14 protein-coding genes, 1 pseudogene and 1 riboswitch are annotated in these 21540 nt (G+C 70.6%); of the genes and pseudogenes, 5 read left to right on the top strand and 10 right to left on the bottom strand.

What is annotated here, in order from left to right; translation table 11 throughout:
* Positions 1-2: 2 nt before the first annotated feature.
* The 5 genes and pseudogenes from ACFWWU_RS15245 to ACFWWU_RS15225 form a co-directional block, all read right to left on the bottom strand.
* Entirely contained in the window at positions 3-3686 is a 3684-nt protein-coding gene (locus tag ACFWWU_RS15245; RefSeq protein WP_384144542.1) for a LamG domain-containing protein, read from the bottom strand.
* A 777-nt stretch (positions 3687-4463) separates the two neighbouring features.
* A protein-coding gene (locus ACFWWU_RS15240; RefSeq protein WP_384144539.1) for an IS5 family transposase occupies positions 4464-5299 on the bottom strand; the annotation gives its coding sequence in 2 pieces (ribosomal slippage) (positions 4464-4949 and positions 4952-5299; 834 coding nt in all).
* Positions 5300-5751: 452 nt separating this feature from the next.
* The gene (locus tag ACFWWU_RS15235) at positions 5752-6297 is read right to left on the bottom strand and encodes an NUDIX domain-containing protein (protein WP_384144536.1); all 546 of its coding nucleotides are present in this window, start codon (positions 6295-6297) and stop codon (positions 5752-5754) included.
* A gap of 85 nt (positions 6298-6382) precedes the next feature.
* Positions 6383-6815, bottom strand: a pseudogene (locus ACFWWU_RS15230) (DNA cytosine methyltransferase); the annotation flags it as partial.
* Positions 6812-7321: a hypothetical protein gene (locus ACFWWU_RS15225; RefSeq protein ID WP_384144533.1), complete on the bottom strand. Its 510-nt coding sequence runs from the start codon at positions 7319-7321 to the stop codon at positions 6812-6814. The pseudogene ACFWWU_RS15230 and the gene ACFWWU_RS15225, both read right to left, overlap by 4 nt.
* A gap of 241 nt (positions 7322-7562) precedes the next feature.
* On the opposite strand from ACFWWU_RS15225, the gene ACFWWU_RS15220 reads away from it, so the two are divergent.
* Entirely contained in the window at positions 7563-8033 is a 471-nt protein-coding gene (locus tag ACFWWU_RS15220; protein ID WP_384144530.1) for a hypothetical protein, read from the top strand.
* A gap of 378 nt (positions 8034-8411) precedes the next feature.
* Here the strand turns inward: ACFWWU_RS15220 and ACFWWU_RS15215 are convergent, their stop codons facing one another.
* Entirely contained in the window at positions 8412-9935 is a 1524-nt protein-coding gene (locus ACFWWU_RS15215) for an aldehyde dehydrogenase family protein (protein WP_384144527.1), read from the bottom strand.
* 43 nt (positions 9936-9978) lie between these two features.
* Entirely contained in the window at positions 9979-11286 is a 1308-nt protein-coding gene (locus tag ACFWWU_RS15210) for a GAF domain-containing protein (protein WP_384144980.1), read from the bottom strand.
* Between the two features lie 141 nt (positions 11287-11427).
* A riboswitch (ZMP/ZTP riboswitch) is annotated at positions 11428-11536 on the top strand.
* A gap of 28 nt (positions 11537-11564) precedes the next feature.
* Here ACFWWU_RS15210 and ACFWWU_RS15205 point away from each other — a divergent pair.
* Together ACFWWU_RS15205 and ACFWWU_RS15200 are read left to right on the top strand one after the other, a co-directional pair.
* Positions 11565-12419, top strand: coding sequence for a bifunctional 5,10-methylenetetrahydrofolate dehydrogenase/5,10-methenyltetrahydrofolate cyclohydrolase (locus ACFWWU_RS15205; RefSeq protein WP_384144524.1), 855 nt, complete (start codon positions 11565-11567; stop codon positions 12417-12419).
* Positions 12420-12739: 320 nt separating this feature from the next.
* Complete coding sequence (locus tag ACFWWU_RS15200; protein ID WP_384144522.1) at positions 12740-13585, top strand: hypothetical protein; 846 nt, start codon at positions 12740-12742, stop codon at positions 13583-13585.
* Here ACFWWU_RS15200 and ACFWWU_RS15195 read toward each other — a convergent pair.
* Complete coding sequence (locus tag ACFWWU_RS15195; RefSeq protein WP_384144519.1) at positions 13566-15002, bottom strand: SWF or SNF family helicase; 1437 nt, start codon at positions 15000-15002, stop codon at positions 13566-13568. The genes ACFWWU_RS15200 and ACFWWU_RS15195 overlap by 20 nt on opposite strands.
* Complete coding sequence (locus ACFWWU_RS15190; RefSeq protein WP_384144516.1) at positions 14999-17956, bottom strand: SNF2-related protein; 2958 nt, start codon at positions 17954-17956, stop codon at positions 14999-15001. The genes ACFWWU_RS15195 and ACFWWU_RS15190 overlap by 4 nt, the downstream gene beginning before the upstream one ends.
* A 273-nt stretch (positions 17957-18229) precedes the next feature.
* Here ACFWWU_RS15190 and ACFWWU_RS15185 point away from each other — a divergent pair, with 273 nt between their 5' ends.
* Both ACFWWU_RS15185 and ACFWWU_RS15180 read left to right on the top strand, forming a co-directional pair.
* Positions 18230-19327 carry a fatty acid desaturase family protein gene (locus ACFWWU_RS15185; protein ID WP_384144513.1) on the top strand — a complete coding sequence of 366 codons (1098 nt, stop codon included), beginning with the start codon at positions 18230-18232 and terminating at the stop codon, positions 19325-19327.
* Between the two features lie 99 nt (positions 19328-19426).
* Positions 19427-19972 (top strand): MOSC domain-containing protein, encoded by a 546-nt coding sequence (locus tag ACFWWU_RS15180; protein WP_384144511.1) that lies wholly within the window; start codon positions 19427-19429, stop codon positions 19970-19972.
* A 20-nt stretch (positions 19973-19992) separates the two neighbouring features.
* Here ACFWWU_RS15180 and ACFWWU_RS15175 read toward each other — a convergent pair whose 3' ends face one another.
* Positions 19993-21375 (bottom strand): tannase/feruloyl esterase family alpha/beta hydrolase, encoded by a 1383-nt coding sequence (locus tag ACFWWU_RS15175; RefSeq protein WP_384144508.1) that lies wholly within the window; start codon positions 21373-21375, stop codon positions 19993-19995.
* Positions 21376-21540: the final 165 nt, after the last annotated feature.

Genomic DNA, 21540 nt, shown 5'->3' with positions numbered 1-21540 from the left:
CGCTAGTCCTGCTCGGTCGCGTAGAAGTCGCCGACCGCGGACGGTGACATGGCACCCACCCACACCCGGACGTTCCTCACATACCCGGGGAAGTAGCGCCCGACGGCGCCGTCGACGATGCCCCGGCCGACCTCGAACTTCGCGAGGCCCTGCCACGGGGTCGTGAACGCCACTCCGTTGTCACTGCCGTACTTCGCCGAATTGACGTAGAGGAGCAGGGTGCCGCGGCTGACTTCGTCGCCGTCACCGGAGGTGGTCGCGTCCTGCGCGTCGTAGACGACGGTCAGTCGGACCCACTGGTCCTTCACCGCCGGCGCGGACGAGACATAGGACCATGCGGAACCTGAGGCGTCCTTACTGGAACGTCCGAGCTTCCACGTGCCGACAGAGGATCCGGCGGCCTGCTCGTACCAGATGCCCCACGAGAAGTTCGACTTGCCTTGCTGGCCCAGGACCTGGAGGAGGTACCCCTTGGACGTGTCCGTGACCTTCGAGGAGTCCAGACGCACCCAGGCGGAGGCGGTGAAGGAGCCCGTGTCGTCCACGAGGGGACCGGAGGCACTGGCATAGCCGGACGATCCGTTGAGCGCCATCGCGTTCGTCGTGGGCAGATCCAGGGCCTCGTTGTCGGCGGTGGCCGGGTCGATGTCGATGGTGGCGCCGTTGAGCGTCATCGCGCGGCCGTACCCGGAGGCGTCCTGGATGGTGTTGCCGGTCGCCGTGGTGGCGTCCCAGGAGGCGACGTTGGCGGTGGTGGGGTCGCCCGCGTAACCGTCGCTGGCGTCCTCGTCCTCCTGGGTCGCGATCTGGGCAACCTCGTCACCGGAGAGCGCCCGAGACCAGGTGTTCACCTCGTCGATGGATCCGGCGAAGTATCCGTGGTACTCGGAATTCCACAGAGCGCGGCCGATCTGCAGGCCACCCGTGGCCTTCCATGAGGCCTGCATCGCGTGCGTTCCCTGGAGGCGCCCGTTCACGTAGAGGCGCATCTCCTTCTCGACGGAGTCGTACACCCCCGTCAGATGCGTCCACACGCCAGTGGTGGCCGGCTGATCGGACGCTACTACCTGGTCGTTGATGTTCCCGCTCGTGGTGTCGAGGGGAGAGGTCATCATTTTCCAGCGTCCCTCGTCGAAGGCGATGTAGAAACCGCTGTAGACCTCGCCGTCGATGCCGACGACGGTTCCGCCCGTCTCACCAGGGTTGATCCTCGCCCACGCGGAGACGCTGTACGAGTACAGCGTGTTCACCGGCGGCGTGGACGTGGCCGCGTACGAGGTGGTGCCGTTCGTCTGCAGGCCGTGAGAGCCCGCGCGGCTCTTGGTGCCGTACACGGCGGACCCGCCGAGTGTGAGGGGATGCTTCGTGGCGGAGGTCGAGTCGGCGCCGCTGTTGTCGAGGGACCACTTCCCCACAGGGGCTTCGGCTCGATTGACCTTGAAGCTGTAGAAGGCCGTCACCGAGCTGTGCCTGGCCGCGTCGTAGGCCCACACCTGGAGGGTGTTCTCCATGTCCTGGTTCGGAGTCACCCACAACGTCGCCGACGCACCGGTGGACACGTTGATCGGCGCCGAAAGGGGACCGCTGTTCAGCCGCCACTTGTAGGAGGTGACATCCGACTGAATGCCCGACAGGCTCGCGTTCGTGTCCGCCGGCGTGAAGCGGAACTTGCCCGCCTTGCCGACCGCACCGGAAGGCACGCTGCTCGCTGCGGGCGGGTACAGGCCGTCGTCGCTCGTGATGATCGGTGGCGGGGGGCTGCTCTTGTCGACACGGAAATAGCACCAGGTCGACCACGGCGACTGCAGGTTCCCGGAAGCGCCGCGATCGTTCGCCCAGTACGCCTCCGTCAGGACGCGCATCCGGTAGTTCGTGTTGTCGGCGAGCGTGGGCGAGGTGGTGTCGGCCGCCGCGTTGTCCGCTACGCGGGCTCCGCCTGTGGGCGACACAGCCCAGAACATCTTCTGCGAACCGTCCGCCTTCCACACCTCGTACAGGGCCCTGAGCTGGGCCTGCGCACCGTCGGGGGACTGGACGACAGAAGTGAGGTACGGCGTGTCGTCACTCGTCACGAGCGGCGTGCTCGACGCGTTGCACGCCCTGCCCGTCGTGCCGTTGCGCACGCCTACCGAGGTGGGCGCGGTGGGCTTGGAGACGTACGTGACGGACAGCTTGGCGTCGTTACGGAATCGTGCCCACGCAGCGGTCGTCGACTCGTCCTGGGCGCGCAGCTCCAGAGTGAGCTGGGACTTCTGGTTGTCCACGAAGGACTGCAGCGTGGGGGTGAGGTTCTCGTCGGTCTCGCCGCCGGTCGCGTTGTCGCTGTAACGCAGCCAGTTCGCCGGCTGTGCGGGGTCGCACAGCGCTCCGCGTCCCTGCGCCGCCCACCTGTCGCCCATCATGTCGACATACGCGGGCTTGGATCCCCACGTCGTGGAGCTGGAGATGCCCTTGTTCTCGTCGACTCGGACGAGAAGGTAGTTGTGCTGGGTGCAGGTGAAGCTCCAGGTCTGGTAGACCTCCCAGGTGGCGTCCAGGATCTTCTTCCCGTACAGCGACGACATCGGGTACTCGAAGTACATGCGCTGCGTGTACGGCGTCGAGGCGCACAGGTAGCCGGCGTAATTGGCGCAGTAGCCCACGCCCTTGTCCCCGGTGAACTCCCAGAACCTGTCCCCGTCCGACGACAGAGCAGTCCAGTCTGTGAGCACCAACCCCTTCACCGGAGGATCGATGTACACCGGGTATACCGTTGCCTCGCTCCGCAGAAGACCCAGGTCCGGCTTCACCTCCAGAGTCGCGCCGTCGAGCTTCACGGCAACGCCCGCTGTCTTGTCGCCGGTGCTGGGTGCGGCGAACGGCTCTTCTGCGCCGCCGTCATGAATTTCACCCGGTGGTGCCGAAGGACTCGGCGCTTCGGCAACCATGCTCCGCGCCTGGCTGCTGACAGTCTGCGCCGGTGCCTCTGTAGATATCTGGGCGTCTCCGGAGGAGTCCCACATCTGACCACTTGGGCTTTCGAAGACGGTCCTGCCGTCGGCATCGACGAAACGCATCCCGCCGTCGCGACCGGGCGTGTACCGCACGCCGCTGCTCTCCATGCCCAGTTGCACGGATTCCAGGGCCGGATTCTGAGCCGCCTCGGCGGTCTTGACCACGAGGGTTTGCGTGAACCCGCTTTCGACCGCCGTCAGTTTGAGGTCAACGCCAGGGAAGACCTCTCGATACGTGGCAGTACTACCGTCCAGGTCGGGCTCGGGCAGAGCCCCGGGCCACGCGAGAGACAGTTCCCTATCTGTCTTCGAAACGGTCGCCATCGGCTGATCGGACCCGCCGCCCGAGAACTCCACCCGGTTCACGGTGGCCTTGGTCTCGACGCGTCCGTCCCCCGTGCGAAACAGCGTGGTGTCGATGGCTGCCCACGATCCGTCGTCCTTTTGGGCGCGAACGGGCGCAGCGCTCATCTCCTTGGTGAAGGTGCCGTTCGGGTTGGCGAAGACCTGCGATGTCTCCGTAGTCCGGGCAAGCACCTCCGCCCTCTGCCCCGTCTCAGCCGCTGCCTCCGAGGCAGCCGACTCTGGAGTGGCGGCTTCCTCATCCAGCAACTCAGAGGAAGCCGCCAGAGCGGCATCCGGATTGCTGTACAGCGGCGAGAAGACAGACAAAACGGCTGTAGCGGCCAACACGGCACTTAGTCTTCGGCGTCCACGACGCCACGCCCCATCTTGCATATTTCACCCACATCGTCCACATGATCCACACAAAGATCCACCTCAATATGAGGGTGCGGATTGGTCTAGTCAAGGGAAGGTCGGGACGCTTGGGCTGCCTCCTGATATGCCGGTATGTCGAGGGTCGAAGATGGTTACCAACTCCCTTTCGCGTGCCGGAGGTTGGTGGGTCCCATCGGTGCCTTGAGTTTGAACGGTGGCGTCTGCCCTCTTCGCGCAATTCATGTACGTTTGCGGTCGACCGTGAATGTGTGCCGCATTTACCCCTAATGGTTTTTTGGGCATCTTGCGAAAGCTGTCGTACCGCTCTCGTCGTCACCTTCGGGATTGGAGCGCTGACCTTGCCGAGTGCGCCATTCCGGTGGCGGAGCCGTCACCTCCAGCTGTCCGACTCGGACGCCGACCTGATCTGCCCCTCGAGGGGATGAGCTTCTCGGGGCTGGGGTGACCGGCTTCCCTAGGCGCGGAGTTGACGGCACCTCGATGTTCAGACGTTCGCGGGTGGCTCTGGGGAAGTGTGCGAATGCGCGGCCGAGCTGTGGTTGACGCGGACCGACGACTTCGTCGTCCTGCGGGAGTTGGACAAGGTCACGCAGCACAACCTGGGCGCGAACGCAGCTTGGAGGTCGCGATAGGGGAGGCCACGGATGAGCCGCAGTGCGCCGGCTCGGCAGCCGACGCAGTCTTTGCCACCCTCGTGTCCAAGTCGGTCATGGTGCCGTGTAAGAGGTCCTAACAAAGGCGTTGGACGTGTCGGTGGGTGATAAGGCAGGTGGCGAGTCCGAGGAAGGCTTCGTGGATGTCGTCGCGTCGTTCCCATCGGATCCGTAGTCGGCGGAAGCCGTGGAACCATGCGATGGTCCGCTCCACGACCCGCCGGTGAACGCCGAGGCCGGAACCGTGTGGGACGCCGCGGCGGGCGATCACGGGTTTGATGCCCAGCGCCCAGACGAGACGGCGGTATTTGTCGTGGTCGTAGCCGCGGTCGCCGAGCAGGCTGTCGGGTCGGTTGCGTGGCCGTCCGACCAGGCCGGCGACCGATGAGATCTTCTTCAGCAGGGGTATCAGCTGGGTGACGTCGTTGCGGTTGCCGCCGGTCAGCGATACGGCGAGTGGGATGCCCTGGCCGTCGACGATGAGGTGGTGCTTGCTGCCCGGACGTGCTCGGTCGACCGGGCTGGGACCGCTTTTGGGCCCCGTCGAGCTGCCCTGACGTGGGAGGAGTCGATCACCGCCCGCGACCAGTCCAGCTTCTTCGCGACCCGCAGCTTCTTCAGCAGCACCAGATGCAGTTGGTCCCAGACGCCGGCATCGTTCCACGCGGCCAGACGCCGCCAGCAGGTCATCCCGGAGCCGAAGCCCAGCTCCTGCGGCAGGTACTCCCACTGGATCCCGGTATGCAGCACGAACAGGATCCCGCAGAGTGCCTGCCGGTCCGGCACCCGGGGGCGTCCCGCCACCTGCTTCGGCACCGGCTCAGGCAACAACGGCTCGATGAGCGACCACAGTTCATCCGACACGATCCACGGCCGCGACTGACGTTTCCCCACAGCCAGACCAACGACCATCCGGACCGATAGTCACATGATCAACAGCTTCTGTTAGGACCTCTAAGCCCTCCGCAGAAGATGCCGGAGGCGCCGCCCCGGCTGGGCTTGCCGCGGGGGCGACCCCTTCGAAGCGATGACGCCGGCAACTTCGCCAGCCGGATCCAGGCCGAGCGTGTTCGGGAACGGAGGGCCAGACGCCGAGCAGCGTGTCAGAAACGTCCTGCTGGATCGGACCGCGGGCTGGCGCCAGTTTCGGTGAACACGAGGCAAGGAGCCACATACACCGCGCTGGCGGGGAGTCCGTGGTTCTGCCGAAGGGGGCTTTCTCCCGGAGTTTCTGTGGATCCGGCAGCATCGGCATCCGCTGGGCTCAGCTTGAAGCCAGTGCCGTGGTGTCGGGCGTGATGCCGGGTTGTGCGGGGCTCCAAAGCTGCTGGGTCCTCGTTTCCGAGACCGTGCGGCTGTCTGAGTCAGGGCACGGCAGGCTGCTTCCACCCGTCCAGGGAGACCTGCGCTCCGCCTTCCAAGTAGTGGTGCAGGGCACTGGCGGTGGTGTCGACGAAGGCGTCGGGGATGGCGTCGATACCGATCCAGCGGACCTGGGAGTGCTTGCGGGGTTCGCAGTTCTCTGGTTCCCCGGTCCATTCATGGGCGGCGAAGACGATGGTGAGGAAGCCGTTGGGGGCTTCGACGCCCCAGGCACCATGGATGACGTGGGCGACCTTAAGGGACTCGGGCTTCACCGTGAGTCCGGTCTCCTCATACAGCTCGCGGACCGCGGTCTCGGTGATGGGCTCGCCCAGTTCGCTCTTGCCGACGGGCAGGTCCCACAGGCCCTGGGCGAACTTGGCGTTCTCGCTGCGCTGCAGGAGGACAACGCGATTGGTGGCCTGGTCGTGGACGATGACAGCCGCGACCAGCAGGGTCATCGATTCGAGTGCCGGCTTGAGGGCCCTGGGCTGGGTCTCGGTCTGCTGGACCACGGTGTTCCCTTCGTCAGGCGGGTTGTTGGGCATGTTAGGCGAGGGCCTCGCGGATGCGGCGGGCGAGATCGGCGGCGCCGGGAACGCGACGGCGCTGGTAGACCGTGAGCGTGGAGCGGATGGCCACCCACTCCGGCTCGCCGACGGAGTGCAGGGCGTGCAGGTAGCGCATCGGCTCCGCCGCGAGGAGCGACCGCTCGTCACGGCAGGCGGCCAGGAGCTTTTCGCGGGTGTCGAGCCCGGCGGCAAGGTCGGCGACGGCCTGGTGAACGAGGGGCTGGTCGACCAGGCCGAGGCGCTTGCCCGCCATGGACCACGCCTGGCAGGGCGGGGAGGCGATGAATCCGCAGGTCCGGCCTGCGAAGAGCCAGGCCGGATACATCGCGACGTCCGTACGGATGGTCAGCAGGCCGGCTGCCGCTCGCGTCTTTTTTGCAGGCCCACTCGTCCCACTCCAGTCCGATGTCGCGGATCCAGAGGCGGCGCAGGGGGACGCTCCATCCGCCCGGGCCCGCGAACAGGTCGATCACAAGATCGCGGCTCGTGATCATGCCGTTATCCCGAAGTCGTCCTGCACCGCCTCGACTTCGCTGCGGCAGGACCAGGGGGAGCAGCCGTGGACGACGCCCTGCTCCAGTTCGGAGGCGGCTTCCTCGCCGAGAGCGGCGCGTTCCGCGGCGGTGACGTGATCGATCGGGGCCTGACCGAGGGGGACGCGCGAGCGGTGGAGGAACGCTTTGCCGAGCAGCGCGTTGCCTGTGGCGGTGGCCCGAGCGTTCCCCCGGCGGATGGCGGCATCGAATTCCACGACGTCTTCCCACTCGGAGGGGGAGGTGTCGCGTATGTGCCGCCACTGGGCGTTGCCATGGAAGGGGCATCCGAGGCAGCTGCTCTTCGGAGTTTCGGCGAGTCCGAGGGAGGTTAGATAGCGGACGCAGTCCGAGCGTGACCAGTTCATGTCGATCAGCGGGTGAACGTTCCGCATGTAGCGGACGTCGGCGTCCTTGGCGCGATAGAATTCATCAGTGGATATGCCGATCCACTGCTCGACGAACACCCCCTTCGGTACGCGCCTCGGATACGGGTATCCGAGCAGCCTCCGGACCGCCTTTTTGATCGGATTTACCGTATATTCGCCCGTACTTCTCTGCACTTCACGCTCATGGGTGAACGGGTCTATGTGGCTCGTCAATGGGCCTTCGAGATAGATGGGATGGGGTCAGGGGTGGGGACAGCGCCGACGACTGCCCGGTGAGTTGTCAGGCGTCGGTAAGATCAGCGCTCTTATTGGGGGTGCGATGCGAACATCAGGGCAGGCCGGCGAGGGGCAGAAGTACGCGCTGACCTCGGACGAGGACGACAGTGACTTCTGGGGCTTTGCTCACGAGGCCGAGGGGCTCTTCACGCCTCTGCCGGATGAGGAGGGCGCACGCCGAGTGCACCTCGAAGGTTGTCTCCCGCAGGGTGGCCTACTGAAGAGCCTCGATCATGTCGGTAGTCGTCGCGCCATGGTGGGGAACGCATGGCTCGCCCTTCTCGACGGCGACGGTGTCACGATGGGGTCCTACTTCGTCAACGAGGTCACCGTCGTCGACGCCAAACCTTCCGCCCTTGGAACCGGCCTCATCGACGTCACAGTGACGCTGTGGTGCGAGAACGCCCTGCCCGGAGCGGAACGAGCGTGGGACCTGGTCCGCACGGGTCAACTGAACCGCACCGGCATGTGGCACGAATCGCACCCGAGGATCGACACGCGTGGCTGTCGGTAGCCCTGTGGTCCCGGAAGTACCAACGCCAGGGGAAGCCCGATGCGCCTGCAGGCCAGGTGTTCGCCTTGGACGGCCGGCACATGGTCGACGAAGACAGCTTCTACTGTGCAATCGGTGAGGGTCTGCAGGAGCATTCTAACCGGCTCATCGAGGAGTCGATGCAGGAGTGGAGTCGGCGCAGTGGGGACAGTGGCCCTACGGGCTGAGTCACGCTCTGGCCCGTGTATGGCCCGGAACTGCTGGTCAGGACTGGGATACCAGTGGGATGAACTGGGAGAAGAAGCGTATTTCGACACCTCGCCCACTTGCGTTGCTGGGCGCTCCACGGAGGCGCCTGACCCGGATAAAAGTCCAGGTCAGGCTTCTTCTTCCGTGCCGTTAGAAGAAGCCCAGCTTCTTCGGGGAGTAGCTCACCAGCAGGTTCTTCGTCTGCTGGTAGTGGTCCAGCATCATGCGGTGGGTTTCGCGGCCGATGCCCGACTGCTTGTAGCCGCCGAAAGCCGCGTGGGCCGGGTACGCGTGGTAGCAGTTCGCCCAGACCCGGCCCGCCTGGATCGCGCGGCCCGCGCGGTAGGCCGTGTTCGTGTCGCGGGTCCAGACGCCCGCGCCGAGGCCGTAGAGCGTGTCGTTGGCCGTGCGGATCGCGTCGTCGAAGTCCGTGAAGGACGTCACCGCAACCACCGGGCCGAAGATCTCCTCCTGGAAGATCCTCATGCGGTTGTCGCCTTCGAAGATCGTGGGCTGGACGTAGTAGCCGCCGGCCAAGTCTCCGTCGTGCGTGACGATCTGGCCTCCCGTCAGGATCTTCGCACCTTCCCGCTGGCCGATCTCCAGGTACGAGAGGATCTTCCGGAGCTGCTCGGCGGAGGCCTGCGCGCCGATCATCGTCGCCGTGTCCAAGGGGTGGCCCGGGACGATCCGCTCCGTACGGGCGATCGCCGCCTCCAGGAACTCGCCGTAGCGGCCGCGCTGGACGAGGGCGCGCGACGGGCAGGTGCAGACCTCGCCCTGGTTCAGGGCGAACATCGTGAAGCCTTCGAGAGCCTTGTCACGGAAGTCGTCGTCCGCCGCCCACACGTCGTCGAAGAAGATGTTCGGCGACTTGCCGCCGAGTTCGAGGGTGACCGGCTTCAGGTTCTCGGCGGCGTACCCCATGATCAGGCGGCCCGTCGCCGTCTCGCCGGTGAAGGCGATCTTCGCCACCCGCGGCGAGGACGCGAGCGGTTTGCCGGCCTCCTCGCCGAAGCCGTTGACGATGTTCAGGACGCCCGGCGGCAGCAGGTCCGCGACCAGGCTCAGCCAGAAGTGCACGGAGGCCGGGGTCTGTTCGGCGGGCTTGAGGATCACCGCGTTGCCGGCGGCCAGCGCGGGGGCCAGCTTCCAGACCGCCATCAGGATGGGGAAGTTCCACGGGATGATCTGCGCGACGACGCCCAGCGGTTCGTGGAAGTGGTACGCGACGGTGTCGTCGTCGATCTCGCTCAGCGAGCCCTCCTGGGCCCGCAACACCCCCGCGAAGTAGCGGAAGTGGTCGATGGCGAGCGGGATGTCGGCGGCGAGGGTCTCCCGGACGGGCTTGCCGTTGTCCCAGCTCTCCGCGACCGCGAGCGCCTCCAGGTTGCTCTCCATGCGGTCCGCGATCCGCAGCAGGACGGTCGCGCGCTCCGCCGGGGCCGTCCTGCCCCACGCCGGAGCCGCCGCGTGCGCAGCGTCGAGGGCGCGTTCCACGTCCTCGGCCGTGCCGCGGGCGACCTCGGTGAAGGCCCGGCCGTCGACCGGGCTCGGGTTCTCGAAGTAGCGGCCGCGCGCCGGGGCGACGTACTCGCCGCCGATCCAGTGGTCGTAGCGGTCCGCGTACGACATCAGCGCGCCCTCGGTGCCGGGTGCGGCGTATCGGGTCATGGGCATGGCCTCCCTCGGCGCGCCGGCCGTCCCTGGCCGGCGCTCATCGCCGAGTCTGCGCGCCCCTACGTTGCAACCCCGTTGCACCGGCGGTCAGTTCCGTCTCCAGGGAGTCGAGCCGGGCGCGGACGGGCGGGAGTTGCGACGTCGGTACGGCCGCGCACAGGGCACGCCAGACCACGACGTCGTCCTCGCCCCATGTGCTGTACGCCCAGTCCGCGAGGAGTCCGGGGTCACCCCGGTCCACCAGGGCGGCCCGGAGCCGGTCCGCGAGCCGCTCGCGCAGCCGGACCACCCCCGGGGCGAGTGAGGCCGGAAGGAGCGGGCCCGCGTACTCGCCGGCCGCAGCCGAGACGGCCCCCGAGGCGAGTCGCCGGTCGACCGTCGCGAAGTCCGCGTCGACGGCTCCCGCCAGCCGGTACGGGCGCGAGCGCAGCATGTCGGGCCCGAGGAGAGCGCGGAGCCGGGACAGCTCCGCCCGCAGCGTCACCGGGGTGACCGACTCGTCCTCGTACAGCAGCGTCAGGAGCTCGTCGCCACCCACCCCGTCCGGGCGGTGCGCCAGGACCACCACGATCTCGCTGTGCCGGCGGGACAGGCGAACGCGCCGCCCGCCCATGGTGAGCACCGCTTCGTCGCGGCCCAGCGCGGAGAGCCTGAACCCGCCCGGCCGGGCCGGCGGACCGAGGAGGGCGAGCTGGGACTCGGCCGCCCGCGCCACCGCCTGGACGAAGCCGAGGCTGTGCGGGTGCGCGAGCCGCTCCCCGCCCGTGATGTCCACCGCGCCGATCACCCGGCCGGAGAGCGGATCGTGCACGGGAGCGGCGGCGCACGTCCAGGCCCGCACCGGCAGCCGGAAGTGCTCGTCGGCGACGACCTGCACCGGCCGGCCGACGGCGATCGCGGTCCCGGGCGCGTTCGTCCCGGCCGCCGACTCCGACCAGCGGGCCCCGGCCACGAAGTTCATCGCCCGGGCCTTGCGCAGCGTGCCCGGATGGCCTTCCACCCAGAGCATCCGCCCTGCCGCGTCGCAGACCGCGAGCAGATGCTCCCCGTCCGTCGCGTACGTCCCCATCAACTCCCGGATCACCGGCATCGCCGCCGAGAGGGGATGCCCGTCCCGGTGTCCCGCCAACTCGTCCTCGTCCAGTTCGATCCGCGCGGCCGCTTCCTGACTCACCCTGGCCCGGACGGAACGCCGCCACGAGGCGGCCACCAGCGGCCGCAGCACCGGACCGGTCGCCCCGTCACCTGAGCCCGTCGTCCCGTCGCTCGGACCGCGGGCCTTGTCGCTCGGACCGCGGGCCTTGTCGCCCGGACCTCTCGCCCCGGTTACCCACGCATCGCTCAATTCGGCCTCCTCGTCGAGGTCGTCCAGCACGTCCGGCTCATCGTCGTGCGCGCGCGGGCCGCCGACAAGCGCCCCGGCACCACGGCATATGCGCCCTGTCCGGGACCGGCCCCCGGGCCCTGGCGCGGAGCACGTAGAGTGGGCCCGGGCCGTGACTGGCGCTTGAGGTGGATCACCACCGGGGAGCGGCCCCGGCGGAGCGCACCCGAGCGGTGCGACCGTGCCGATGCCGTGCGCCTGGGCGAACCACCGGTCAGACACGACGCCCAGGAGTTGCCATGTCCACCAGCACCGCCAGCCTCATGGACGGCACCGCCCTCGCCCGCCGTACGGTCGAGGAGACGGCCGCGCGTGCCGCCGAGGTCACCCGCCGCACCGGCGTCACGCCGTGTCTCGCCACCGTCCTGGTCGGCGCCGACCCGGCCTCCGTGACGTACGTGAAGATGAAGCAGAACCGCTGTGCGAAGGCCGGAATCCGCTCCCGGCACGTGGAGCTGCCCGCCACCACGACGACCGAGGAGCTCGTCGCCGCGATCACCGCGCTGTCCGAGGACCCCGAGGTCCACGGCATCCTCCTCCAGCATCCGGTCGGTCCGCACATCGACGAGCGCGCCGCCTTCGAGGCCATCGCGCCGGAGAAGGACGTCGACGGCGTCACCATGGCCTCCTTCGCCGCCATGGGCTTCGGACTGCCCGGCTTCGTCTCCTGCACGCCCGGCGGCATCATGCGCCTCCTCGACGCGTACGACGTCGAACCGAGCGGCAAGCGGGCCGTGGTCGTCGGGCGCAGCGCGATCCTCGGCAAGCCGGCCGGTCTCCTCCTCCTCGGCCGCGACGCCACCGTCACCTACTGCCACTCCCGCACCAAGGACCTCTCCTCCGTCATACGGGAGGCCGACATCCTGGTGGCGGCCGTCGGCAAGCCGAACTTCATCAAGGGCGAGGACATCAAGCCCGGCGCCGTCGTCGTCGACGCCGGCTACAACCCGGGCAACATCGGCGACGTCGACTTCGCGTCCGCCGCCGAGCGCGCCTCCCTCATCACTCCGGTCCCCGGTGGCGTCGGTCCCATGACCATCGCCGTTCTGCTCGCGCAGACGGTCGAGGGCGCGGAGCGCCAGCTCGGTCTGTAGGACAACCCGTGACGGGGCGTCGGCGGGACGGCGACCGGGGGAGGAGAGGCCCTTTCCGGCCATGGTCGGACAAGCCGTGGTCGGCGATGGTCACGATTCTGTACAGGCCGTGCTCAGCGGCCCCGGATCACTCGCCTCACGGCCGCCGACAAGCAACCCTGGTGTCTGTGCCGCACCAGCCGACCGCCACTCCGCCGCCGGACCGCCGACCGGCTGAGTCCCCCTCAGCCGAGCCCCGCTCCCTCGAGTCCCGTTCCACCGAGTCCTGTTCCCCCGGGTCCCACTCCGTCGAGTCCCACTCCACCGAGCGGCTCGCCGCTGTGGCGTGGCCGCGTGTCGTACGCCTCGGCGCACCCCGGCCGGGGCCGGCCGCGCGGCGCGCCCGCTGGTTCGGCGTGCCGCTCGTACCGCTGTTCCTGGCAGCCCTGGTCGTGGGCGGGTTCATGGCCGTCGGCGGCGGAGAGGACTTCGAAGGGCCGGCCGACGGGCGGCCGGGCGGCGGCCCGGTGGCCGTACCGTCCCCCGTCGTCACCGCGGAGGACACCGGCACGACGTCTGTCCCGACGGCCGGCGCGCCGTCGCCCGGCGAGCCCACGCCGGGCGCGCCGGGCGTGGGCTCGCCGGGCACATCCACCACCGGCGTGCCCGCCACGGGCGGCCCCGTGGCCGACACGCCGACGCACGCGGCGCGCGACAAGCGGCCCGACCCGCAGGGGCGGAGTGCCTCCCCGCAGCCCTCCCGTACCGGGAGCACCGCTCCCGAGACGACCCGGCCGGCCCCTACCTCGGCCCCGACGGCGACACGTCCGCCCGCCAGGCCCGTCTCCTTCGAGGCACTGCGCGTCGGCGACTGCTTCGACATCGACCGCGCCACGCCGGGCACCGCCCTCCGGCGCGACTGCGACACGCCGCACGACGCCGAGCTCGTCACCCGGCCACGCCTGACCGGCACCTACGCCGACGACCAGAAGGTGCGCGAGGCCGCCACGGAACTCTGCCGCGAACCCCTCCGCGCCAAGGCCGCCCGGCAGCCGCTCGGCACGCGCTGGACCACCTTCGTCCAGTACCCCTACCGCACCAGCTACCTCCTCGGCTCCGACGCCGTCGCCTGCAGCCTGGCCGCCCCGTCCACCACCGTCGGGAAGGTCACCGGCCTCCTCCAGTAGCGCCGCCGGAGCCTCCCGCTCCCGTGGTGTGGGCCGCGAGGGTGGCCGTGGTCGTAGCGGTGGCCGTGTCCGTGGCCGTGGCCAGGGCCGACGCCGGATCGCGGTCCGCCGGGCCCGCGGGGGACCAGCGGCCACCCACCTTGCGGTACGGCCACCAGCGGCCGTCCGCACCGAGCCGCAACTGCGCCTCCCCTCCCACCACCGTCCAACGCGCGCCGGCCGTCCGCCGTAGCACCGGCCGCTCGTCGTCCGCCCAGGCCTCCGCGAGCCGCGCCGCCGCCCGGGCGAGGGTCTCGGCGTCCGGCGTCCACTCCTCCTCCAGTACGGCGAGGGCGGCGCTGCCGCCGAAGCGCCACGCGCGCGTGGCCGCGTCCAGATCCGCCCGCGATCTGCCCGAACCGGTGGCGAGCCGCGCCGTGATCCTGGAGGCGGGCGAGCCCGCGGCGAGGCGCACCGCGTCCTGAGCGACCGTCAGCGGCGGCTCCGTGAGCTCCGGCCCGCCGCCCCCGAGGGCCGCGACGAGCATCCGGTGCGCGCGAGCCGCCGCGTCCGTCGCGAGGAACTCCAGTGCCGTCGGATCGACCCCGGGCTCGGGATCCGTCTCCGTGTCGAGCGAGGGCGGTTCGCCCGGCGCCGAGAGGGCCCCGGGCGGGGCGGGCAGCGGCGGCAGGATGTCCCGGGCCGCGTACACCTCGGCCGCCGACACGCCCGGCATGCCCCCGGCACCCTCCACCGCGGCCCCGTCCCCGGATCCCTCCTGACCGTCGCGCTCCGCAGGCGCCGTGGCCCGCCGCGCGCTGCGCGCCTGGAGCTGGTCGAGGAGGGTCCGTTCGCCGCGCCCGCGCATCAGCAGCAGGACGAACGGGTCCTCGTCGAGCAGTCGCGCCACCTGGTAGCAGAGCGCCGACGTGTGCGGGCAGTGGTCCCACGCCTCGCAGCCGCACTCCGGATCGAGATCGCCGATCCCCGGGAGCAGGTCGATCCCCGCGACCGCCGCGTCCTCCACCAGGTGCGGAGGCATCTCGCGGTCGAGGAGCGCCGCGATGTGCCCCGCGCTGTCCACGGCCAGATCGAGCAGCCGCTCCCACTCCTCCCCGGAGAACTCCCGCACCAGCACGTCGCTGCGGTGCGCCGTGCCGTCGCGGTCCTTGACGATCGCCGTGATCCGGCCGGGACGCACCGACACGGCTCCCACGGCCCCCGCGCGCGCGTGCCGGCGCCCGGCCTTGAGCTGTTCGCCGTCGAGCGCCGTGTCCTCCAGTGCCTTGAGCCACGCCCGGCCCCACCAGGTCCGGGCGAACGCCGCGCCCTTCGCGGGCGGCAGCGCCTCGAACGTCCGCTCGTCGCCCCCGTGTCCGTGTCCGCGTCCGTGTCCCTGTCCCTGTGCGGGGCCCTGCCCGTGTCCGTACTCGCTCATCGTCCGTCCCCTCGCAGCCGTACGAGCTCCGCCAGTTCCGCGTCGGTCAGTTCGGTCAGTTCCGGCGGGGTGTCCCCGCCCGTCCCGAGAACGGCGTCCGCCAGTTCCCGTTTGCGGTCGAGCATGGCGGCGATCCGGTCCTCGATCGTGCCCTCGGCGATCAGCCGGTGCACCTGCACCGGGCGGTCCTGCCCGATCCGGTACGCGCGGTCGGTGGCCTGGGCCTCCACGGCCGGGTTCCACCAGCGGTCGTAGTGCACGACGTGCTCGGCCCGGGTGAGGTTGAGCCCGGTCCCGGCGGCCTTCAGCGAGAGGAGGAAGACGGGGACGTCCCCGTCCTGGAACCGCGCCACCATCGCCTCGCGCGCGGCGACGGGCGTGCCGCCGTGCAGGAACTGCGTCCGTACGCCCCGCGCCGCGAGATGCGTCTCCAGGAGCCGGGCCATCCCCACGTACTGGGTGAAGACCAGGGTGCTCGCGCCCTCGGCGAGGATCGTGTCGAGGAGCTCGTCGAGCAGCTCCAGCTTGCCCGAGCGGCCCTCGATCCTCGGCCGGTCCTCCTTGAGGTACTGGGCGGGATGGTTGCAGATCTGCTTGAGACCGGTCAGGAGTTTCACGACGAGCCCGCGGCGCTCCATGCCCTCGGCGACGGCGATCGACTCCAGGGTCTCGCGCACCACCGCCTCGTACAGACCGGCCTGTTCGGGCGTCAGGGAGACGGCCCGGTCGGTCTCGGTCTTCGGCGGGAGTTCGGGCGCGATGCCCGGGTCCGACTTCCGGCGGCGCAGCAGGAACGGGCGGACCAGCGCGCCGAGCCGCTCGGCGGCGGCCGGGTCCCCGCCGCCCTCGACGGCGGCGGCGAAGCGCGTACGGAAGGCCCCGAGGCTGCCGAGCAGGCCGGGGGTCGTCCAGTCGAGGATCGCCCACAGCTCGGAGAGGTTGTTCTCCACCGGGGTGCCGGACAGTGCCACGCGCGCGCGTGCCCCGATCGTCCGCAGCGCACGTGCGGTCGCCGAGTACGGGTTCTTGACGTGCTGCGCCTCGTCCGCGACGAGGAGTCCCCAGCTCCGCGCGGCGAGCCGCTCGGTGTCGAGCCGCATGGTGCCGTACGTGGTGAGGATGAAGCCGCCGTCGGCGACGCCTTCCAGGTCGCGCGCGGCGCCGTGGAAGCGGCGCACCGGCGTGCCGGGCGCGAACTTCTCGATCTCCCGCTGCCAGTTGCCCATGAGCGAGGTCGGGCAGACGACCAGCGTGGGTCCGGCGGAGGCCGGATCGGTCTGCCGGTGGAGATGGAGCGCGATGACGGTGATCGTCTTGCCCAGGCCCATGTCGTCGGCGAGGCAGCCGCCGAGGCCGAGGGAGGTCATCCGGTGGAGCCAGTCGAGCCCGCGCACTTGGTAGTCGCGCAGGGTCGCGGCGAGCGCGGCGGGCTGCGCGACCTCCGGGCGGCCGCCCTCGGGGTCGGCGAGCCGCTCCCGCAACCGCTCCAGCCAGCCGGACGCCGCCACCTCGACGGGGCGGCCGTCCACCTCGGTCGTGCCGGTGAGGACGGCCGAAAGCGCGTCCACCGGAGTGACCTTGCGGTCCTGCTGGGCTCGGGCGCGAAGCACCTCGGCCGGGTCGACGAGGACCCAGCGGTCCCGCAGGCGGACGAGGGGCCGTCCGGCCTCGGCGAGCCGGTCGAGCTCGGCCCGGGTCAGCTCGTGCCCGCCCACGGCGAAGCGCCAGTTGAAGGCGAGCAGGGCGTCGGCGGAGAGGAAGGAGGGGAGCGAGCCGCGGGAGGGGCCGCCCTCTTCGTCCGGCGCGTCACCGGTGCTCGGGGGTGCCGCGCCATCGGCGCTGGGCGCGTCGCCGACCCCGTACCGCGCGTCGCTCTCTTCGTTCTCCGTGGCCGAAGGGCCGATCACCGCGTGGGCGGTGAGCCGGTCGGCGAGTTCGCGCGGCCAGTGGACCTGGACGCCGGTCGCCGCGAGGGCCCGGGTCGCCGGGCCAAGCAGCTCCGCGACCTCCTCGTCGGCGAGTTCGACGGTGTCGGGAACGGCCGCCGTGAGGAGCGGGGCCAGGGGCGGCCAGGCGCGGGAGGCGCGCCGGAGCGCCAGGAGCGCGTCCATCCGGGCCCGGGGGCCGAACGCGCCGGCTGTCGTGCCGGACCCCGCCCACACTTCCGCCGCGTCCGCGACCAGCGTGGGGTCGGCGACGCCGTGGAGCTGGAGGACCGCGCGGAAGGCGGGGGCCTCGTCGGACTCGGTGGTGAAGCCGGGGAGTTCGAGGCGGAGCGACAACCGGACGCCCGCGTCGTGACCCGCCGCCACGTCGGCGGCCCAGGCTCGCTGTTCGGGGATCGACTGGGCCGCGTCGGCCGCGAAGGCGTGGCCGCCGGCCGCGAGGGAGGCCGCCGGGGTGCGCGGGAGTGTGTCCGCGACCGCGTCGGCGAACGCGCGGAGCAGTGCCTCGGGTTCGGGCAGGAGCAGCGGCTCGTCGGGGGACAGGGGTACGGCGTGGGCGCTCGGCGGCATCGAGGCGGCGAGGGTGCGCAGCCGCGCCAGCTCCTCCGGGCCGAGCGGCCCGGCCCGCCACGCGTCGTGTTCGCCGGGAGTGAGACCGGGCAGCAGGAGTCCGTGTGCGACGAGGTCGAGGGCGAGGAGGGACGCGGCGCCCCAGAACGCGGCGGCGGGCGAGGCGGAGTCCGTGAACCGGGCACGGGCGAGCAGCGGAAGGGCGTCCCGTACGGCGAGGGCGCGCGCGGGGACGGTCACGGCTTGGAGGCCTTCGCCGTCCACGACCGTGAGCTCGGTGTTCGCGGGGGCGCCGTCCGGCAGGGCGTCCCCCTCCGCGGACCAGAAGGCGATCCGTCCCGCGCGGGGCGGATCGGCGGGGAGGAAGACGGCGGAGTGGAGGGCGAGTTCGCGGGCGGAATCATCGGGTCCGTACGACAGCGACAATGCATTCCTCAAATTTGACTACCTGGGGACCGAGCGACCGAGGATACCCGAAGTGATCGATGTGACGCGCACGCGGGACGTGTGATCCGCGCCATAGCCGAGGTCTCCGTGTCGAGGGCGCGCGGAGGGTGGGGTTCGCCCCACCCCCGCACCCCGGCGCCCCCCCCTGTCGCGGACGGGTGGTGACGCCATGGACCCGGACGATCACGAATCCGTAGTTTCAGTGGAGGCGCCCACCCTTCGCAACCGATCCCGATCCCGACCCACAGCAACAGGAGCCCCGCCATGTCCCAGGCCACCGTCCTGCCCCCGGCGCCCGCCCTCGCCGAGGCTCCCGCCCGCGCCAGAGGCGGCAGTGAGTTCAGCCCGCTCCTGCGGACGGTCAGGGAACAGGGCCTCCTGGAACATCGCCCCGGCTGGTACGCCCGCGGGATCGTCGTCAACCTCCTCGGCATCGCCGCCGTCGTGGCCGGACTCGCCCTGATCGGCCCTTCCTGGTGGGCGCTCCCGCTCGCCTTCCCCCTCGCCCTGCTCTCCGCCCGGGCCGCCTTCGTCGGCCACGACGCCGGCCACGCCCAGATCACCGCCGACCGCAGGGCGAGCCGGGTCATCCAGCTCGTGCACGCCAACCTTCTCCTCGGCATGAGCCGGGAGTGGTGGAACGACAAGCACAACCGGCACCACGCGAACCCCAACCACCTCGACAAGGATCCGGACGTCGCCGCCGACATCCTCGTCTTCGCCGACCACCAGACCACGGGCCGCACGGGCCTGCGCGGCTTTCTCACCCGCCACCAGGCCTGGCTGTTCTTCCCGCTGACGACCCTGGAGGGCATCGCCCTCAAGGTGTACGGAGTCCAGGCACTGCTCGCGAAGGACGGCCCCTGCCGCACCCGGCGCGAGCGGCTCGTCGAGGGCGCCCTGCTCCTCGCCCACTTCGCCGGCTACACGGCCCTGCTCCTCACCCTCCTCACCCCCCTCCAGGCACTGGTCTTCGCCCTCCTGCACCAGATGCTGCTCGGCGTCCACCTGGGCATGGCCTTCGCCCCCAACCACAAGGGCATGGAGCGCCCGGACGAGCACGCCGACGGCGACAGCTGGGGCCACCTGCGCCGCCAGGTGCTCACCTCGCGCAACATCCGCGGCGGCGCCCTCACCGACTGGTTCCTCGGCGGACTCAACTACCAGGTGGAGCACCACCTCTTCCCGAGCATGCCGCGCCCCAACCTCCGCCTTGCCCAGCCCGCCGTGCGCGCCCACTGCGCCGCGCTGGGCGTGCCGTACACCGAGACCGGCTTCGTGGAGTCGTACCGCCAGGCCCTCGGGCATCTGCACGAGGTGGGCGAGCCCCTGCGCGCGGAGCGGTCCGGCGCGGCCGAGTAAGGTCAAGGATGATCACACGCGATGTGATCATCGGTTCGGGTGAGGTGTATGCACCGCCCGCGACGACCGAGCGGCAGCGGAGAAGGGGAGCTCCTCAGTATGAGCAGCGGCACCGTCCAGACGGTCAGCAGCAACGGCACGTACTCGTTCACCAAGCCCAACCGGGACGGCATCACCCTCCTCGCGGGCCTCGGCGTGGAGGGCGACGTCCACGCGGGAGTGACGGTCAAGCACCGGTCGCGCGTGGCCCAGGACCCGACCCAGCCGAACCTGCGTCAGGTCCACCTCATTCACGCCGAGCTCTTCGAGGACGTGGCGGGCGCCGGGTTCGAGGTCGGCCCGGGCGACCTCGGCGAGAACGTCACGACCCACGGGATCGATCTTCTCGGCCTGCCCACCGGCACGCTCCTCCACCTGGGAGCCGAGGCCGTCGTCGAGGTCACCGGGCTGCGCAACCCCTGTGCGCAGATCGACAACTTCCGGCACGGCCTACTCAAGCAGGTCATCGGCCGCGACGAGAACGGCGAGGTCGTCCGCAGGGCGGGCATCATGGCCATCGTGCTCACCGGCGGGGAGGTGCGGCCCGGCGACACGATCCGGGCCGAGCTGCCCGAGGGGCCGCACCGCCCCCTCCAGAAGGTCTGATCCCGCTCGTCGGTTCTCCGTCACTCCTCCAGAGCGCAGGAGTCGACCACGTCACCGCCCGCCGGCCGCGCGATCGTACGGTCCGCTGGCGGCGGCGTACCTTCCTCGACCCAGCGCGTCAGCGCGTCGAACGCGGAGCGGTAGCAGGGCAGGATCGGCCGCAGCCGGTCCGGATACGTGTCGTACAGGCCGTCCGTGTGCGTCCCGTCCTGCACCGTGTAGTACCGGTGCAGTCGGCCCCGGCCCCGCGCGTCGACCATCCCGGCGTACACGTCGGAGTCGGTGGCGATGGGCAGCAGGGAGTCCAGATCGCCGTGGAGCGTGATGAGGGGCTTGCCGATGCGACCGGTGAGCGCGACCTTCGCGACCGCGCGGTGGACGGACGCGGGCCGCGAGGCGTAGTCGTACGAGGCGTCCGAGGCGCAGGCCGCGAAGATCTCCTCCACCGTCCGTCCCGCCGTGGCACCCGGACAGGCCGGGTCGTACGAGGGGTCGAACTCGGCCCGGAAGATCTTCTGCGTGAGCCCCCAGTACGCCCTCTCGTGGTACGGCCAGAGGAAACGGGACCCGGGTGCGAAACCAGCCTCGACCAGGTCCTCGTCGGAGGCGCGGCCGAGGGAGCGGGCCACCGTCACCGGCAGGCTCGTGAGCGGGTTGGGGCCGCCCGCGGTCCACAGCACGCCCTCCCAGTCGACCCCGCCGTCGTACAGCTCGGGCCGGTTCTCCAGCTGCCAGCGCGTCAGGTACCCGGCGTTGGAGATCCCGGTCATGTACGTCCGCTCGGGGGCGCTGCCGTAGCGCTGCCGTACGGCCTTCTTGGCGGCCCTCGTCAGCTCGGTGACCCGGCGGTTCCACTCGGCGACCGCGTCGCCCGGTGCCCGCCCGTCGGTGAAGAAGTCCGGCCCGGTGTTGCCCTTGTCGGTGGCGGCGTACGCGAATCCCTGGGCGAGGACCCGGTCGGAGATGAGCGCGTCCGTGGCGTACTGGCGCCGGGTGCCGGGCGCGCCGGTGACGACGAGCCCGCCGTTCCAGTCGTCGGGCAGCCGGATCACGAACTGCGCGTCGTGGGCCCAGCCGTGGGTGGCGTTGAGACGTGAGGTGTCGGGGAAGTAGCCGTCGATCTGGACCCCCGGCACCCCTGAGGGGTTACGGGTCGCCTTCGCCGCGAGACCGGCCTGGTCGGCCATGTCGGTATACGGGGTACCGGCGAGCCCCGCCGTCGTGAGGTCCGCCAGGCAGGCGGACTCCTGGTGCTCGGCGCCGGGTACGTGGAGCCGATCCTGACGCGCGCAGTGTGCGGAGACCTGGGCCTCCGTTCCGGCTCCGGCGGGGCTCGCGGGGGCGAGGACGGTGACCCCGGCCAGCAGCGCGGTGAGCAGGGGAACGCCTGGGAACAGGCGCATGGTGAGCCTCCGTGGGGACGACGGGAAGGGGGTGCGGCGCCATATCGTGCGGCGCACCACCACCGCCGGACCATGGTCCGGGACCACACCTATGGCGGTCGTCCCATGTGGGAGGCGTGTTTCTTCGGGTGGGCGTGTCGGGGGGTGGTCGTGTCGTGCGTAGGC

It is taken from the genome of Streptomyces sp. NPDC058650 (genome assembly GCF_042717315.1).
Taxonomy (GTDB): domain Bacteria; phylum Actinomycetota; class Actinomycetes; order Streptomycetales; family Streptomycetaceae; genus Streptomyces.
The sequence above is the reverse complement of the archived record's forward strand: the minus strand, read 5'-3'. Positions and strand labels throughout refer to the sequence as shown.